This window comes from Amycolatopsis sp. NPDC003865, from assembly GCF_053605345.1.
Genome location: NZ_JBSGJA010000010.1, coordinates 258,293 through 273,514, shown reverse-complemented (window position 1 = coordinate 273,514; position 15,222 = coordinate 258,293). Strand labels below are relative to the sequence as shown.

General features: G+C 71.7%; 16 protein-coding genes. 5 read left to right on the top strand and 11 right to left on the bottom strand.

Features of this window, described 5'->3' with window-relative positions; all coding sequences use genetic code 11:
• Positions 1 to 6: 6 nt before the first annotated feature.
• Genes ACWEVP_RS24895 through ACWEVP_RS24885 form a run of 3 tightly spaced genes read right to left on the bottom strand, consistent with a single transcriptional unit; the run spans position 7 to position 1,992 of the window.
• Positions 7 to 774: an SDR family oxidoreductase gene (locus ACWEVP_RS24895; RefSeq protein WP_452064953.1), complete on the bottom strand. Its 768-nt coding sequence runs from the start codon at positions 772 to 774 to the stop codon at positions 7 to 9.
• 10 nt (positions 775 to 784) lie between these two features.
• Positions 785 to 1,675 carry an NmrA family NAD(P)-binding protein gene (locus tag ACWEVP_RS24890; RefSeq protein WP_452064952.1) on the bottom strand — a complete coding sequence of 297 codons (891 nt, stop codon included), beginning with the start codon at positions 1,673 to 1,675 and terminating at the stop codon, positions 785 to 787.
• 17 nt (positions 1,676 to 1,692) lie between these two features.
• Entirely contained in the window at positions 1,693 to 1,992 is a 300-nt protein-coding gene (locus ACWEVP_RS24885) for a putative quinol monooxygenase (protein WP_452064951.1), read from the bottom strand.
• A gap of 93 nt (positions 1,993 to 2,085) precedes the next feature.
• Between ACWEVP_RS24885 and ACWEVP_RS24880 the strand changes: the two genes are divergently transcribed.
• The 3 genes from ACWEVP_RS24880 (at position 2,086) to ACWEVP_RS24870 (ending at position 3,892) form a co-directional block, all read left to right on the top strand.
• On the top strand, positions 2,086 to 2,586 hold the full coding sequence (locus ACWEVP_RS24880) for a winged helix-turn-helix transcriptional regulator (protein ID WP_452064950.1): 501 nt from the start codon (positions 2,086 to 2,088) through the stop codon (positions 2,584 to 2,586).
• Between the two features lie 68 nt (positions 2,587 to 2,654).
• Complete coding sequence (locus ACWEVP_RS24875) at positions 2,655 to 3,017, top strand: DoxX family protein (protein ID WP_452064949.1); 363 nt, start codon at positions 2,655 to 2,657, stop codon at positions 3,015 to 3,017.
• The gene (locus ACWEVP_RS24870) at positions 3,014 to 3,892 is read left to right on the top strand and encodes an RNA polymerase sigma-70 factor (protein WP_452064948.1); all 879 of its coding nucleotides are present in this window, start codon (positions 3,014 to 3,016) and stop codon (positions 3,890 to 3,892) included. Before ACWEVP_RS24875 ends, ACWEVP_RS24870 begins: the two co-directional genes overlap by 4 nt.
• A gap of 7 nt (positions 3,893 to 3,899) precedes the next feature.
• Here ACWEVP_RS24870 and ACWEVP_RS24865 read toward each other — a convergent pair whose 3' ends face one another.
• Positions 3,900 to 4,868 (bottom strand): transcriptional regulator, encoded by a 969-nt coding sequence (locus tag ACWEVP_RS24865; RefSeq protein WP_452064947.1) that lies wholly within the window; start codon positions 4,866 to 4,868, stop codon positions 3,900 to 3,902.
• Positions 4,869 to 5,081: 213 nt separating this feature from the next.
• Here ACWEVP_RS24865 and ACWEVP_RS24860 point away from each other — a divergent pair, with 213 nt between their 5' ends.
• Together ACWEVP_RS24860 and ACWEVP_RS24855 are read left to right on the top strand one after the other, a co-directional pair.
• Complete coding sequence (locus ACWEVP_RS24860) at positions 5,082 to 5,537, top strand: hypothetical protein (protein WP_452064946.1); 456 nt, start codon at positions 5,082 to 5,084, stop codon at positions 5,535 to 5,537.
• A 70-nt stretch (positions 5,538 to 5,607) separates the two neighbouring features.
• Positions 5,608 to 7,902, top strand: a complete 2,295-nt coding sequence (locus tag ACWEVP_RS24855) for an ATP-binding protein (protein ID WP_452064945.1) — start codon at positions 5,608 to 5,610, stop codon at positions 7,900 to 7,902.
• 196 nt (positions 7,903 to 8,098) lie between these two features.
• Here the strand turns inward: ACWEVP_RS24855 and ACWEVP_RS24850 are convergent, their stop codons facing one another.
• The 7 genes from ACWEVP_RS24850 to ACWEVP_RS24820 form a co-directional block, all read right to left on the bottom strand.
• Positions 8,099 to 8,911 (bottom strand): hypothetical protein, encoded by an 813-nt coding sequence (locus tag ACWEVP_RS24850; protein ID WP_452064944.1) that lies wholly within the window; start codon positions 8,909 to 8,911, stop codon positions 8,099 to 8,101.
• The gene (locus tag ACWEVP_RS24845) at positions 8,908 to 9,537 is read right to left on the bottom strand and encodes a hypothetical protein (protein ID WP_452064943.1); all 630 of its coding nucleotides are present in this window, start codon (positions 9,535 to 9,537) and stop codon (positions 8,908 to 8,910) included. The genes ACWEVP_RS24850 and ACWEVP_RS24845 overlap by 4 nt, the downstream gene beginning before the upstream one ends.
• A gap of 48 nt (positions 9,538 to 9,585) precedes the next feature.
• On the bottom strand, positions 9,586 to 10,542 hold the full coding sequence (locus ACWEVP_RS24840) for a hypothetical protein (protein WP_452064942.1): 957 nt from the start codon (positions 10,540 to 10,542) through the stop codon (positions 9,586 to 9,588).
• Between the two features lie 285 nt (positions 10,543 to 10,827).
• On the bottom strand, positions 10,828 to 11,406 hold the full coding sequence (locus ACWEVP_RS24835) for a GTP-binding protein (protein WP_208608335.1): 579 nt from the start codon (positions 11,404 to 11,406) through the stop codon (positions 10,828 to 10,830).
• Complete coding sequence (locus tag ACWEVP_RS24830; protein WP_086680729.1) at positions 11,387 to 11,758, bottom strand: DUF742 domain-containing protein; 372 nt, start codon at positions 11,756 to 11,758, stop codon at positions 11,387 to 11,389. The genes ACWEVP_RS24835 and ACWEVP_RS24830 overlap by 20 nt, the downstream gene beginning before the upstream one ends.
• Positions 11,755 to 12,180, bottom strand: coding sequence for a roadblock/LC7 domain-containing protein (locus ACWEVP_RS24825; protein ID WP_364461841.1), 426 nt, complete (start codon positions 12,178 to 12,180; stop codon positions 11,755 to 11,757). Before ACWEVP_RS24825 ends, ACWEVP_RS24830 begins: the two co-directional genes overlap by 4 nt.
• Before the next feature lie 52 nt (positions 12,181 to 12,232).
• A complete protein-coding gene (locus ACWEVP_RS24820) occupies positions 12,233 to 14,644 on the bottom strand; it encodes a sensor histidine kinase (protein ID WP_452064941.1) in 2,412 nt (803 codons plus the stop codon).
• Positions 14,645 to 15,222 lie beyond the last annotated feature (578 nt).

Genomic DNA, 15,222 nt, shown 5'->3' with positions numbered 1-15,222 from the left:
AAGCACTCACCAGTCGATCTTCGCGAACAGGAACGGTTCGCTCTCCGGCGCGTCCTTGCGCGCCCGCAACGCTTTCTCGGCCGGCGCTCCGGCGGGGACGCGCAGCGGCGGCGCGGGATGCTCGATCGTGTCCGCCACCGTGACGGCGACTTCCCCGGGTGTGACGACTTCGCCGCGCAGGGCGGCGAGCTGCTCGTACAGCGGCAGGTACGGGTCTTCGTCGGCGAAGAAGACCTTGGCGCGCTCGGCGCCGCCCGAGGAAACCGCGCCGGGCTGGACGATGCTCACCCGCACGCCGAAGTGGCGCGTTTCGATCGCCAGCGTCTCGGCGATCGCTTCCAGTGCCCATTTGCTGGCCGCGTACGGGCCGATGATCGGCAGCACGAGCCGGCCCTGGACGCTCGACACGAAGACGAGGTGCCCCGAGCCGCGGCCGCGCATGGCGGGGAGGACGGCCTGCGCGACCCGCAGCGCGCCGAGGGTGTTGAGCCGGAAGAGCCGGTCGACCTCGTCGAGGGGAACGGTTTCCAGCGGCGCGCGCACGGTCTCGCCGGCGTTGCTGATCAGGACGTCGACATCGCCGGCGGCCGCGATGGCCTTGCCGACGCTTTCCCGATCGGTGACGTCGAGGCGCAGCCGCCGGTCGGCGGGCAGATCGTCGAGCACGCGCGGGTCGCGCGCGGTGGCGATCACCCGGTGGCCGCGCCGGGACAGTTCGAGCGCGATCGCGCGGCCGATGCCCTTGCCGGCGCCGGTGATGAGGACGGATGCCATGGTTTTCTCCTCAAGCCACGAAGTACGGGCCGTTGCCGGCGAAGGAGTCCTTGTTCGCGAGCACGAACTGCTCGACCGAAAGCGGGGCCGCGCCGCCGATCCGCTCGACGACGTCGTTGGTGCCGGCGAAAACGCCGTTCCGGTAGTCGATCGCGACGTTGCCGAGGTGCTGGATCAGGTGCGCGGGAAGGCCGCGGGCGGTCATCGACGCCGAGAACTCCTCGACGCCGATCGGTTCGTAGCGCACCGGGATGCCGAGCGTGGCGGCCATGATCCCGGCGATCTCGTGGTGGTCCAGCTCGACCGGGCCGTGCAGGGAATAGGCGGCGCCGGCGTGGGGCTCGGGATCGGCGAGGACCGCGGCGATCACGCGCCCCTGGTCGGCCGCGGCGATCGGTGCGTGCCTGCCTTCCCCGAAGGGGAGGCGCAACCGGCCCTCGCCGTCGCGCAGTTCCCACCACGACGTGAGCCACTCGGCGAAGAACGTCGGCCGCAGGTGGGTGGTGAGCAGGCCGGTCCGGTCCAGCACGCGTTCGGCGAGCCAGTGCTGCCGGGCGGCGTTGCTGCGGGCTTCGCGGCGCGCCGAGATCTGGGACATGTCCACGATCGAGCGGACGCCGGTTTCCGTGGCCGCCTGGGCGAAGGTGACGGTCGCGTCGAGCAGGCCTGCGCGGATCGGGTAGCAGAAGTAGGCGCCGGTGACCCCGTCGAGCGCCGCGGTGACGGCGTCGAGGTCGAGCAGATCGGCCCGCACCACTTCGGCACCGGCCGCGGCGAGCGCGCGCGAGCGGTCGTCTTCGCGGCGGACCACGGCCCGGACGCGGTGGCCGCGGCCGAGCAGGTGGCCGACGGTGGCGCCGCCGGTCTTGCCGGCCGCGGCGGTCACGAGGAACAGGGACATCGGATCTCCTTGCGGGTTCAGGCCGGGTCGCCGACGACGGTGCCGCGCATGAGCCACTTCGGCCCCTCGGCGTAGGTGGCGGCTTCGGCGAAGAACGCGCCGAAGCGGGGACCTTCGGCGTGGGCGGTGAACGCGTCGGCGTCCGCGTAGACCTCGTTGAGGTAGAAGACGTCGGGGTCCGCCTCGTCCGCGATGACCTCGAACCGGCGGGAGCCGGGCTCGTGCGCGAGGGAGTCGCGCGCGGTCTTCGCGGCCAGGCGGACGAAGTCGTCGTGGCGGTCCGGCGGGACCGTGAAGGAGACGAGGAACTGGAACACGGGTCACGCTCCTGAGGGAAGTTCATTCACTGAACTACCGCACCGTAGCACGTCTCAGTTCAATGAACGAACTACCGCGTGTAGACTCGGCCCATGGCCCTCCCCAGCACCTACGCGGACCGCAACTGCTCACTGGCGCGCTCCCTGGAGGTCGTCGGGGAGCGGTGGACGCTGCTGATCGTCCGCGACGCCTTCTTCGGCGTCCGGCGGTTCGGGGACTTCGCCACCCAGCTCGGGATCCCGCGCGCCGTCCTGACCAGCCGGCTGAAGGCCCTCGTGCAGGAAGGTGTCCTCGTCCGCGAGAACGCCGAATACCGGCTGACCGACAAGGGTGTCGCGCTCTGGCCGGTCGTGCGCGCGCTGATGGGCTGGGGTGACGCGTTCTACTCCCCGGACGGCGAAAAGCGCACGACCCGCCACGACGCGGACGGCGGCCGCCTCGACGCGGACGGCCGCTGCGAGCAGTGCGGCGCGGCCGTCCCGGTGCCGGAGATCCGCATCGAGCCCGGCCCCGGGTACCGGCGGCCCGCGGACCCCGATCCGGTGTCGGCCGCGATGAGCACCCCGCGGCGGCTGCTCGAGCCGGTCGTGTGACCCGCGTCATGTCCTGTCACAGCGACCGGGCACCCGGTGTCTTGAGGCCGACCGCAGAAGGAGACCTCATGAACACCGCACTCTGGATCGCCGCCGCACTGCTCGCCGCCGTCGCCCTGACCGGGGGCGTCAGCAAGACCTTCGTGCCCCGGGCGAAGCTCGCCGCCGCGCCGGGCGGGGCGTGGACCGGCGAACGCAGCGCCGGCTTCGTCAAGACGCTCGGCGTGCTCGAACTGCTGGCCGCCGCCGGCCTGATCCTGCCCGCGGCCCTCGGGATCGCCCCCGTCCTGGTCCCGGTGACCGCCGCCTGCTGGGTCCTGCTCATGATCGGAGCCATGATCACGCACGCGCGCCACGGCGAGGCGAAGTTCGTCGCGCTCAACCTGACCTACCTGGCCATCGCGGTCTTCGTCGCCTGGGGCCGCGCGTGAACGCCACCGAAACCTTCGTCGCCCACCGCAACCTGCTCTTCACCGTCGCCTACGAGATGCTCGGCTCGGCGGCCGATGCGGAGGACGTCCTGCAGGAGACCTGGCTGCGGTGGGCCGATGTCGACCTCGGGGAGGTCCGCGACGAGCGCGCCTACCTGGTCCGCATCACGACGCGGCTGGCGCTCAACCGGCTGCGCACGATGAAGCGCCGCAAGGAGGCCTACGTCGGCCCCTGGCTGCCCGAGCCGCTGCTCACCACACCGGACGTCGCCGAGGACGTCGAACTCGCCGAAAGCGTGTCGATGGCGCTGATGCTCGTCCTCGAGACGCTGGCGCCGACCGAGCGTGCCGTCTTCGTGCTGCGGGAGGTCTTCGAGTTCGAGTACGACGAGATCGCCGCCGCGGTCGGCAAGACCCCGGCCGCGGTCCGCCAGATCGCGCACCGCGCGCGCAAGCACGTCGACGCCCGCCGCCCGCGCGAGACGGTCTCCGCCCGCGAGACCCGCGCGGCGCTGGAGTCGTTCCAGCGGGCGCTGGCCACCCGCGACTTCCAGGGTCTGCTCGACGTCCTCGCCCCGGACGTCGTCCTGCTCAGCGACGGCGGCGGCGTCAAGCAGGCGGCCCTGCGGCCGGTCGCGGGCGCGGAGAAGGTGGTCCGCTTCATGACCGGCGGCGTCGGCCGCACGGACGCGGTGCTCACCAGCGGTTTCACGATGGTCAACGGCAACCCGGGGCTCGTGCTGCACCTCGACGGCGAGCTCGACGGCGTCATGGCGGTCCGCATCGACGACGGCCGCATCACCGGGCTCTACTACGTGCGCAACCCGGAGAAGCTCACCCGCGTCGAGTCGGAGACCCCGCTGACCCTGCGGTGAGCGCGCCTCAGACGTGCGTGGAGCTGACGACGTAGGCGGTGATGTGCTCGGCGAGGGCGCGGACCGCGGGGTGGTCGAGGTGCTTTTCGGCTTCGAGCTTGAGCGGCCGTAGGCGGTCCTTGGTCCGGACGGACTTCAGCATTTCGGCCGCGTCGACGGCTTCGATGCCGATCCGGGCGCCGCGCTCGAGGTCGCCGTCCAGCAGGTGGGCGTGGGCCAGCATCGCGAGGCAGAACGCCCGGCTGCGGGCCATGTCCGGGCCGTACCGGGCGACCACGTCGGTCAGCGCGGCGACCGCCGTCCGGGCGTGGCGGGGCCGGCCGCGCTGGGCCAGCTCGGTGCGCACCGTCCCGGTCATCGCCGCGACGTCGGTCTCGGTGAAGAACCGCGCCCAGTCCGGCGGGTCCGCGGGCCCGGCCGTCTCGAACTCGTCGGCGGCCCGCCCGAGCAGGGCGAGCGCGAGCTGTTCGTCGCCCTTCCCGGCGTACGCCCACGCCTGGTTGGCGCTGAGGATGCTCGCCGCCAGCGCGGAACCGCAGCGCCGCGCGGCCAGCCTGCCGTGCTGGAACTGGGCCAGTGCCTCGTCCGCCGCGCCGTGGTGCAGGTGGATGCGCCCGCGCCGGTAGCGGATGTTGGCCGCGAGCTCGTCGTTGCCGCCGCGCTCGGCCAGCGCGAGCGCCAGGTCGAGGTGCTGGTGCGCGGCGCCGGCGTGCCCGCTGTCGAAGCTCGTCCACGCGGCGAGGTTGTGCAGGTCGGCGACCGCCGAGAACAGCCGCGTCCGCAGCGCGTTCGTGGCGGCGTCGAGCAGCTCGTGCCCGCGGTGGATCCGGACCAGCACGGCGTCGCGGCACATCCCGCCTCCCGCCGTGTAGTCGACCGCGCGCAAGGCCTTCGTCTGGGTCTCCAGCTGGTCGACGTCGGGCGGCCCGGGGCGGTCGGGGCGGCCCCGGCGGACGGTGAACTCGGTTTCGGTCATCGTGACCTCTCCTGGCAGCACCATTTCGTGGCCGTACACGTTACTCGCCGCACCAGGACCCGGCGACCGCCGCGGCGGCGGACGGTAGTGCCCCGGGCGCGGCACGTGACCACCGGGACAGGTATGGGTTCAGGTACTTGTACGGGTGCGGTGCCGCGGGCCGCGGCGCAAGCTTGACCGGCCCCCCGATGACCTCAGGAGGTCGGAAAACCCATGGTGCACGGCCGGTCGCGTCCCCTCCTCCGGGTCGTTCCCCCCGCGAGCGTCCCGGAGCCGCGGCCGGCCACCCCGGGCTCGCGCGACCGCTACGCCGACCTCGACGACCGGCGGCTGGCCGCCATCCTGGCCGCCGAAGACACCGCGGAGGAGCACGGTCTCAACCCGCACACCCGCAGCACCTGCTACGTCCACCGGTGCTGGGCCCACCAGTGCGTCGGCGACCCGCTGCACGTCCTGGTCGTCACCGGGCACCGGTGGTGCCGCCGCTGCGAGTGCCCGGTCGACGTCGCCGTCGACGAGACCCCGCCCGGCGCGGTGCACCTGTTCTGCCCGCGCTGCGGTCAGGCCGGCTCGGCGGCCAACCGCGAAGTCCGCCAGGCCTGCCGGACGAGCCTCGCCGCGATGCACGGCGGCGACACGCCGACGCTCTACCGCATCCCGGACGCCTGACCCCCGCGAGGTTGCTTCCTCCGAGGGGCTTGCGTTGACCGGCCCGCGCGGACGTCCTTACGGTGCTCGGGTGGGCAAGGCCGGCACGACGTGGGGGAAGGGCAACCTGCCCGCCGACACCACGAGCTTCGTAGGGCGCAAGTCGGACGTTTCCGAGGTCAAGCAGCTGCTGACGCGGGCGCGGCTGGTCACGTTGACCGGGGTCGGCGGCGTCGGCAAGACGCGGCTGGCCGTCCAGACGGCCGCCGGGCTCTCGCGCGCGTTCCCCGACGGCGTCTGGCTGGTCGAGCTCGCCGGGCTGCAGGACCCGGCGCTGGTCGCGCACACCGTGCTCGAGGCGCTGGCCGTCCACGACGAGACCGGCCGGACGCCGGCGGCCGTGCTCGCCGAGCACTTCCGCGACCGGCGGTTGCTGGTCGTCCTGGACAACTGCGAGCACGTCCTCGACGCTTGCGCGACGCTGGCGCACGACCTGCTGCGGGCCGCACCGGGCCTGCGGCTGCTCGCGACCAGCCGGGAGCGGCTCGCGCTGGCCGGCGAGCACCTCTGGCCGGTGTCCCCGCTGCCGTTGCCCGAGCCCGGCCGCCCGCTGCCCGGCGGGGCCTGGCTGCGCTACCCGGCGCTGACGCTGTTCGCCGAACGCGCCGCCGCCGTCGACCCCGCGTTCGCCGTCACCGCGGAGAACCAGGAGCGCGTCGCGCAGGTGTGCCGGCTGCTGGCCGGCATCCCGCTGGCGATCGAGCTGGCGGCCGTCCGGTTGCGCGTGCTGACGCTCGCGGAGCTGGAGTCCGGCTTGGACGACTGCTTCCGGCTGCCGGGCACGGTGAAGCGCGGGGGAGAGCCCCGGCACCAGACGCTGCTCGCGGCCGTCGACTGGAGCTTCGCGTTGTGCAGCCCGGCGGAGCGGCGGCTGTGGGCCCGGACGTCGGTGTTCGCCGGCGGCTTCGATCTGCCGGCGGCCGAGCGCGTCTGCGCGGGCGAAGACGTGCGCGCCGGGCTCGCCGGGCTGGTGGAGAAGTCGGTGCTGATCCGCGAAGCCGGGCGGTTCCGGCTGCTGGAACCGTTGCGGCAGTTCGGCCGGGCCAAGCTGACCGAGTCCGGGGAGGCGGACCAGGCGCTGCGGGCGATGCGGGACCACTACCTCGAACTGGTGGTGTGCGGCGAACGCGCGTGGTTCGGCCCGGAGCAGACGGAGGTCTTCCGCCGCACGCGCGTGGAGCACGCGAACCTGCGGGCGGCGCTGGACTACAGCCTGACGACGCCGGGCCAGCTCGAAACCGGCCTCCGGCTCGCCTCGGCGCTCGGGTACTACTGGGCGGGCTGCGGGGTGTTCGGCGAAGGCCGCCACTGGCTCGACCGCGCACTGGCCCTTTCGCCCGAACCGGGCGCGTCGCGGGCGAAAGCGTTGTGGGTCAACGGGTACGTGGCGACGCTGCAGGGTGACAACGCGGCCGCGATCGCGATGCTGGAGGAGTGCCGCGCCTACGCGCGCGGGGCCGGCGACGACGTGGCCCTGGCGTACGCGACGCACCGGCTGGGCTGCAACCTGCTGGTGGGCGACGACGTCGGCGACGCGAAGACGCTGTTCGAGGAGGCGCAGGCGCGGTACCGGCAGCTCGGCGAGCTGAACAGCAACGTGATGCTGGCGGGCATCGAGCTGGCGGTGGCGTCGGTCTTCCTGGGCGACCTCGACCGCGCGAGCGAGCTGTGCGAAGAGGCGTGCGCGACGGGCGCCGCCCACGGCGAGCAGTGGGCCCAGGCGTACGCGATCTTCGTCCAGGCCCTGGTGGCGCTGGGCCGCGGCGACTTCACCCGCGCGGCCGAGCGCGGCCGGCATTGCCTGCGCGTCAAGCGGAAGTTCCACGACCTGCTGGGGATCGTGCTGGCGATCGAGGTGCTGGCGTGGAACGAAGCGGCCCGCGGCCACTGGGAACCGGCGGCGACGATGCTGGGCTCGGCCCAGCAGATCTGGCAGGCGGTCGGCTTCCCGATGTTCGGGTCGAGGTACTTCGGAGCCCCGCACGGGGAGTGCGAACGAACGGCCCGGCAGGCGCTGGGCGAGGGCCCGTTCACGGCGGCGTTCCGCCGCGGCCGCGAGTTCGGCCTGGAGGAAGCGATCGCGTACGCGCTGGGGGACGCGACACCGTCCCCGGCACCGGGCCCGTCGAGCGTGACGCCGTTGACCGACCGCGAGCGCGAGGTGGTGGTGCTGATCGCGGACGGCCGTTCGAACCAGGAGATCGCGGACAAGCTGGTGATCTCCCGCCGGACGGCGGAGGGCCACGTGAACCGGATCCTGCGGAAGCTGGGGTTCGATTCGCGGAGCCAGGTCGCCGCGTGGGCTGCGCAGGTCTCGCGGCTCTAGCGCGCCCGCACGGCTGAACGGCACCGCGAAGCTCGGCACCTGATGGCTCGTCCCCGGCCGCGCCGAACCCGGAAATCCTGGCGCGCCAGGGGAAGGGCTCACACGATGCGAAGGATCCACGCGGTTCCGCGCGGCGACCGGTTCGAGCTGCTGCTGTCGAACGGGCATTCCTACCGCCCTGAACACCGACGGGCGCTCAGCTGAGCCGGGCGTCCCAATCGGCGAACGACGCCACCAGGTCCTCCGGCGCCCCAGTGTCCTTCAACCGCCGCAGCTGGTCCTCGATGTAGTACCGGTACAACGGAACCAGTCCCGCGCTCAGCTCCGGCCGCAGCTCGTCCGCGTCCAGCGGATGCCCCTCCCGGACCCGCAACGCCAGCCGCACCAACGACTTCGCCGGGGCGTCCGGCTGGGCCAGGTACCACTCGATCGCCTCGTCGTTGTTCGCCGCGCGGCCCGTCGCCAACGTCGCGGAATACAGGAACCGGACCGGGAACAGCACCGCCTTCGTGAACCACACCGTGTCCACCAGCAGGCGGCGCGGCGCGCGGAACTCCGACGTCACCTCGGGTGTCGCCAAGACCGCGATGGCGAAGGAAGCGCTCTCCAGCAACAGTTCCGACGCCGTCGGGCGGGCGATCTCCGCCAGGACGTCCGAACCCAGCAGGACCACGCCGTGGTCGGCCAGCTGCAGGCGGTCCAGGGCCGGGAACCGCCCGTCGTCGCGGCCTTCGCGCAGCGCCGGCAGGGAGGCCCAGAACACCGAAAGCTTGCGGTGCACCGGACTCCGCTCCTGCAGCGCCGTCGTCGTGTCCGCGATCGAAGCGCCGTCGGCGTCGGTCAGCACCAGTGCCAGGTCGATGTCGCTCGCCGCCGGGGAATAGCCGCCGTAGGACAGGCTGCCCAGCAGGTACGCGCCGATCAGGCGCTCTCCCAACGCTTCCTGGTACGCACGGGCGGCTTCGACGGCGATCTCGCGGGCGGCGGCGGCCGGGTCGGTGGTCGTCATGCCGCCACCGTATCGCGGCGGGCACACTCGGCGATGCGGTCGGAGACGACGCCGATCACCTGCCACGCCCGGTCGAGCACCGTGACGACGTCGTCGACCGTCCAGTCGCTGCGCCGGCGCAGCAGCTCGTAGCCCATCTCGAGGTGCTCGACGTCGGCTTCGTCGTGGAGGTCGAAGTATTCGTCCTCGGGGAACGCCCGCGTGCCCGCCTGGCTGAACACCAGGCTGCCCGCTTCGAGGGCCAGGTGCGCCAGCACCGCGCGCTGCACGCCGGGCAGGATGCCGAACTGGTCGACGAACCAGGACGCGCCCGCCTCGATCACCGGGTCCCAGACCAGCTGCCGGTCGTCCGCGCGGCTGCGGGCCAGGATCTTGTCGTGCCCGATCTCCTCTTCCTGGTGCTCCAGGGCCAGGGCGCGCAGCTCCGGGTCGCTCTCGAACGTGACGCGGGCGCTGATCATCCGCTGGAAGGCGTTCGACCACGGCTGCAGGTACGTGAGCACGGCCTTCTTCGTCTCGTCGGTCGTGCTCGCGTCGGTCAGCAGCCGGATGAGGGCCGACCCCTCGTACTCCCGTTGCCGCTGCTCGTTGTGCCGGGCCACGCGCTCGACGTCCTGCTGGGTCACGATCCGCTCCTTACCGTGGTGCTTCGGGAGATCATCTTTCCTGGCACGCTAAGCAAGATCAACAGGCGTGAGGGGCCGGTCGTACACGGGGAACCGGAAGTACGTGGTGACGTCGCCGCGCCGGCCCGCTGTGCGGTAGCTCACGAGCTCGAGGATCCGCGTCCGGGACAGCGGTCCCGGTGCCAGCGCGGCGGTGAGGAGGCGGAACCGGCCGGGGTCGACGCCTTCGCGGTGCAGCAGCGCGGCCGTCCGTTCGACGGCTTCTTCGTCACTGGCAGCGAGATCCGGCAGGCGCAGGTAGGTCGTGGACTCGGCCGCGCGGTCCAGCCCGGACCGGAACGCCAGGCAGCTCAACGCCGCTTCACCGGCGTCTTCCCGGTCACCGGCCAGGGTTTGGTACGCGAGGCGCGCGTCTTCGGCGTCGTGGCGCAGCGCCACCGAGGCGACGCTGTTCACCTCGGCCAGGCTCGCGCCGTGGTTGCGGTAGTAGATCTTGACCCGCGCCTCGGCCTCGTCGGCGAGGTCCACCGCGAAGAATTCGATTTCCCGGGTGCCTTCGACGGTTTCGACCCGGCGGCGGGCGTCGTCCCACGCACGGGTCATGCCGAGCCGGTCCATCGCCTCGGCGACCGCGAGCTCGCGGTGCGCGTGCGGCCACGGGTAGAGCCCGAAGTAGGTCTTGTGCACGACCCGCGAGGGCGGGCGCCAGGCGATCGAGTGCCACAGGGGAGCGGGCGACGGGCGTCCGCCGCGCACGGTGAACGTTTCGTGCACCCGGTGCAGCCTGCGGAAACCGCTCTCTTGGGGCGGTGCGACGTCGTGGCCGAGCCCGTCGAACAGCACCCGCAGCTCGGGGTGCGGGCCGGACCAGTTCACCGACATCTCGGCCGGGAACCCGTCGTCCGCCACATAGGACGGCTGGGCGGGCACGACCCCGATCCGCTCGTGCGCCCACGGTGGCAGCAGCGCGCGCAGCATCCGCGTGGTCCGGACGGACTGCTCCACCGGGACCTCGAGCGCCTCACACGCGGTAGACCAGAGGCCGCACAGAAAGTCACCGAAGAGACGACCCTGAGCCGGATAGTTTTCCCTTATATATTCAGGAAACTCCGGCTCACGACTCGTCACGTCCGGATGCTATCAGTTTGATGCTTGCTCAACTAAAAAGCTGCACCCGGGTGGTCCAACCAATTGCGCCATGTGGGTTTGCCGGTGTCCGACGTGGACACGCTCGGACACATCGGACACCGGCGCGTCCGAGGCGGACAGAGACCGGACAAACCGCAGGTCTCAGACCGGCGCCGGCACGATCGTCATGGCGTGCTTGACCAACCGGATCAGCGCGAGCTTGCTCGAGTCCCTGTCACGCGCGTCACACATGACGATCGGCACCCGGTCCGGGACGACGAGGGCCTCGCGGATCTCGTCCGCGGTGTAGCGCGGCGCGTTGTCGAAGCAGTTCACCGCGACGACGAACGGGATCTTCCGGCGCTCGAAGAAGTCGATCGCGGCGAAACTGGTCTCCAGGCGCCGGGTGTCGACCAGCACGATCGTCCCGATCGCCCCGCGCGCGAGGTCGTCCCACATGAACCAGAACCGCGCCTGACCCGGCGTGCCGAACAGGTACAGCACGTGCCGCGGCGAGATGGTGATCCGGCCGAAGTCGAGCGCGACCGTCGTCGTGGTCTTGCGCTCGACGCCGGACAGGTCGTCCACCCCGGCGCTCGCCTCGGTGAGCACCTCCTCGGTGGTCAGCGGCGGGATCTCGCTGACCGAACCGACCATGGTGGTCTTGCCGGCGCCGAAGCCGCCGGCGATGATGATCTTGACCGGCGTGGGGACCAGTTCGTCAGTACTTGATGAGGCCATCGAGAACCGCCTGGAGTGTTTCGAGGTCCGGCGACTGCGCCGGGTGGTGGGCAGGGGAGCGCGTGATGACGAGGCCGCGTTCGATGAGGTCGCCGACGAGCACGCGCACGACCCCCAGCGGGATCTTCACGTAGACCGCGATCTCGGCCACGGACACCGGGTGCCGGCACAGCTGCACGATCGCCTGGTGCTCCGGGCCCAGCCCGGCCGGCTCCTGCTCCGAGCGCAGGGTCATCACCTGCGTGGACAGGTCCAGCCGCGCGTTGTCCGCCGGCGTCCGGCCGCTGGTGATCGTGTACGGCCGGACGAGCGGCCCGGCGGCCTCGTCGTACCAGCTCTCGTCCCCGCTCATGTGGCCTCCCGCAGGATCTGCGCCGCTTCGCGGGGCGCGGACACCATGTAGTCGCCGACCCGCTTGACCAGGCGGCTCATCTCGTAGGCGATCATCTCGACGTCGACGTCGTCCGCCGCCAGCACGGCGAGGCACGCGCCCTGCCCGGCCGCCGAGACGAACAGGTAGCCGCGCTCCATCTCGATCATGTTCTGCAGGACCGGGCCGCGGTTGAACTGCTTGCTCACCCCCTTGGCCAGGCTCTGCAGGCTGGAGGCGATGGCCGACAGCTGGTCGGAGTCGTCCTTGCCCATGCCGGCCGACTTGCCGATCAGCAGCCCGTCGGCGGACAGCACGATGGCGTTCTGCGCGCCGACCACGCGGTTGACCACGTCGTCGAGCAGCCAGTTGAGATCGGGTTTGGGGTTCCCGTACTCGTTCATGCGTCAGAGACCTTGACTTTCCTCTGTGGACATTCGTTGTGCTGTCGCGGACTTACGCATCGTCCGACCCGACCCGGCCCCGACGGGTGCCCTTGTGGAACGCGGCGAGGGTCCGCGCGGTCCCCTCGCCGGGCGCGACGACGTCGTCGTCGCCTTCGTCGGGTTCGTTTTCGAGCTGGGCGACGAGGTTCTGCTGGGGTTCGCGCCGGGGCAGCCGGGGCCGGTCGTCGGCCGTCGGGGGCGGCGTCGCGGGTGCTTCGGCGGCCGGCGGCTCCGCGACCGGCGGCGCCGCGGCGGGCACGGCGGGCAGCGGGTCGGGCGGGGTGAGCGCGCGTGCCGGGTACGGCCTCGGCTTGGCGTCTCGCTTCATCGGGATCTGGCCGCTGAACGAGCTGGGCGTGTCCATGGAACCGGGTGAGCTTTCTGCTGCCTGCGGTGCGGGTGCGCCGACCGGGGCCAGGACCGCGGTGGTCTCCGCCGGGGACGAGCCGGGTTCTTCGGGGACGTTCTCCTGCTGGCCGGCCAGGTGCTGGGACGGGATGAGCACGGTGGCGCGCAGGCCGCCGTAGCGGGACGGGTCGAAAGTGACGGTCATGCCGAGCTTCGCCGCCAGGCGCGCGACCACGAAGAGGCCGAGGCTGGAGTCGGCCCGCAGCGCCATCGCGTCGAACTCGGGCGCCTCGGCCATCATCGCGTTGGCCCACTCGCGGACGCCGTCCTTCATGCCGAGCCCCTGGTCCGACACGTCGACGACGACACCGCGCGCGACCGCGCGGCTGGTCACCTCGACCGGCGACCCGGGCGGCGAGAACGACGTCGCGTTGTCGACCAGCTCGGCGACGAGGTGGATGGTGTCGGCCACCGCGGCGCCGACGATCGCGACGTCGGGCACCTGCTCGACCTGGACCCGCGCGTACTGCTCGGTTTCCGAGACGGCCGCGCGCAGGACCTCCATCAGCGCCACCGGCTTGCGCCAGCGGCGGCCCGGCTGCTTCCCGCCGAGGATGATCAGGTTCTCGGTGGTCCGGCGGGCCCGGGCGGCGAGGTGGTCGAGCTGGAACAGCGAGGCCAGCTGCGTCGAGTTGTCCTCGCGGGCTTCCATCTCGTCGAGGATCTGCAGCTGCTGGTGGACCAGGACCTGGTTGCGGTGGGCGATGCCGAGGAACACGTTGTGCACACCGCTGCGGGCCTTCGCCTCGCTCGCCGCGGCGTTGACGGCGGTCAGCTGCGCGGTGTTGAACGCTTCGGCCACCTGCCCGATCTCGTCGCGGCCGTGGTCGAGCTGCGGCAGCTCTTCCTTCAGGTCCACCGGTTCGCCGTTCTTCAGCCGCTCGACGATGTTCGGCAGCCGGTTGCGGGCGAGGTCGAGCGAGTCGTTGCGCAGGCGCGCGAGGCGGGTCATCAGCGCGCGGTCGACGAGCGAGCGCGACACCCGCACGGCGACGATGATCGCCGCGAGGGAGGCGAGCAGCGCCAGGATGCTGCCGATGATGACGTTGCGCAGCTGGGCGTCACCGGAGTCGATCGCGGCCGCGGAAACCTTGTCCGCCTGGGTGATCGCCAGGTCGTTGAGGCCCTGGGCGACCTGGGTGGTCGCGTTCAGCCAGTCCGTTTCGGACACCGGCACGGTGTTCTGCTCGCTCGGCGACCACGGGCCGTGCTTGACGATCGCCTGCTCGGCGGTGGCCAGCTGCTGCCAGGCGGCGCTCTTGGTCAGCGCCTGGTACTTGTCGCGGACGCTCGCGTCGAGGAACGGCTCGATGTTCGTCAGCTGGGTCCGGTAGGTCCCGGACAGCTGCGCGAACTGCGCGAAGTCGTCGGGGGCGAAGGTGCCGGCCGAGAAGGCGGTCGAGACGAGCGACGTTTCGCGCGACATGGCGTCACCGGCGCGGAACACCGAGGTCGCGGTGATGCCGCCGGTCGCGGCCTCGGCGTCGGGCACGACGCGGGCCTGGGTGTCGAAGAGGTTGGACGCGGTGTCCATCACGCCGTTGTAGTAGCCGTTGACCTGCGCGCGGTCGATGCTGCGGAAGGAGATCTGCGAGCGCAGCACGGGCAGCTGGTCGAACTGGGACTTGAGCGCGTTGACCTTGGCCGCGATCTCGTCCGGGGCGTTGGAGATCGTCGCGGCGAACGCGTCCTTCAGCGCGCCGAGCTTTTCGTCGGTGGCCTTCTGCTGCTGCTGGAGCCGGCCCGGGCCGAGCGCGGGGTCGTCCAGGTACTGCAGCGCGGTCTGGCGCTCCTTCTGGAACTCGGCCAGCGCGGAGGCGGCGGGGATGGACACCTCGCGCACCGACGCCGCGACCAGCCGGACGTAAACGCCGTTGAAGAGGAAGTAGGAGGAGACCGCGATCCACAGCACCAGCAGGGTCACGCTGGGAATGAGAACGGTCCTGGTCAGCCTTTTGCGGATCGACTTGTCGTACGGCTTGTCCGACTCGTCCTGGACGTCTTTGTTCTGCACGGCGGTTCACGAACTCCTGAGTGACGGTCGGCGAAAACTCCGGACCCGGACGAGGAAGCGGACACGACGATGGGACACAGCTGCCGCCGTCACCCGTCTTCGCCTCACCCTCCGTGTTGCCGCGGAATCGATCAGGGTCCGTTTTTTACCACGAACGACCGCTCGGCGGTGGTGCTGACCCGGCGCCCGGACGGTTGTCCGCCCAGTGGCGAACGGCGTTTACCGAACGCGTCCGGTTGATTACCCGCATTTCCTCTGGTAACGGCGCCGGAGCGGAATTCGGAGTCTTGCACGCTGGGCCGAACGGGTGAAAGTGAATTCGTCCGGTCCGCCGCGCCGAGGTGTTCGCGGGGCGGGAAAAAGGGGCACCGCGGCTGCCTCCGAGTGCGCTCTGCGGCGGCGGAGCCGGCGACGCTGCGTCGCGGGTGAGGAGAAGATGATCTTCGTCACGGCGGTGCGTGTCGTGGGCCGGAATCCTTGCTCCGGAGGCGAAACCCGCCTCGGCTCAGCCGGGTTCGCCGAGCCCCGCGTCCTCCCGCGTCTCCGGCAACGGCCGCCGCGGTTCGCGGACTCCGCCC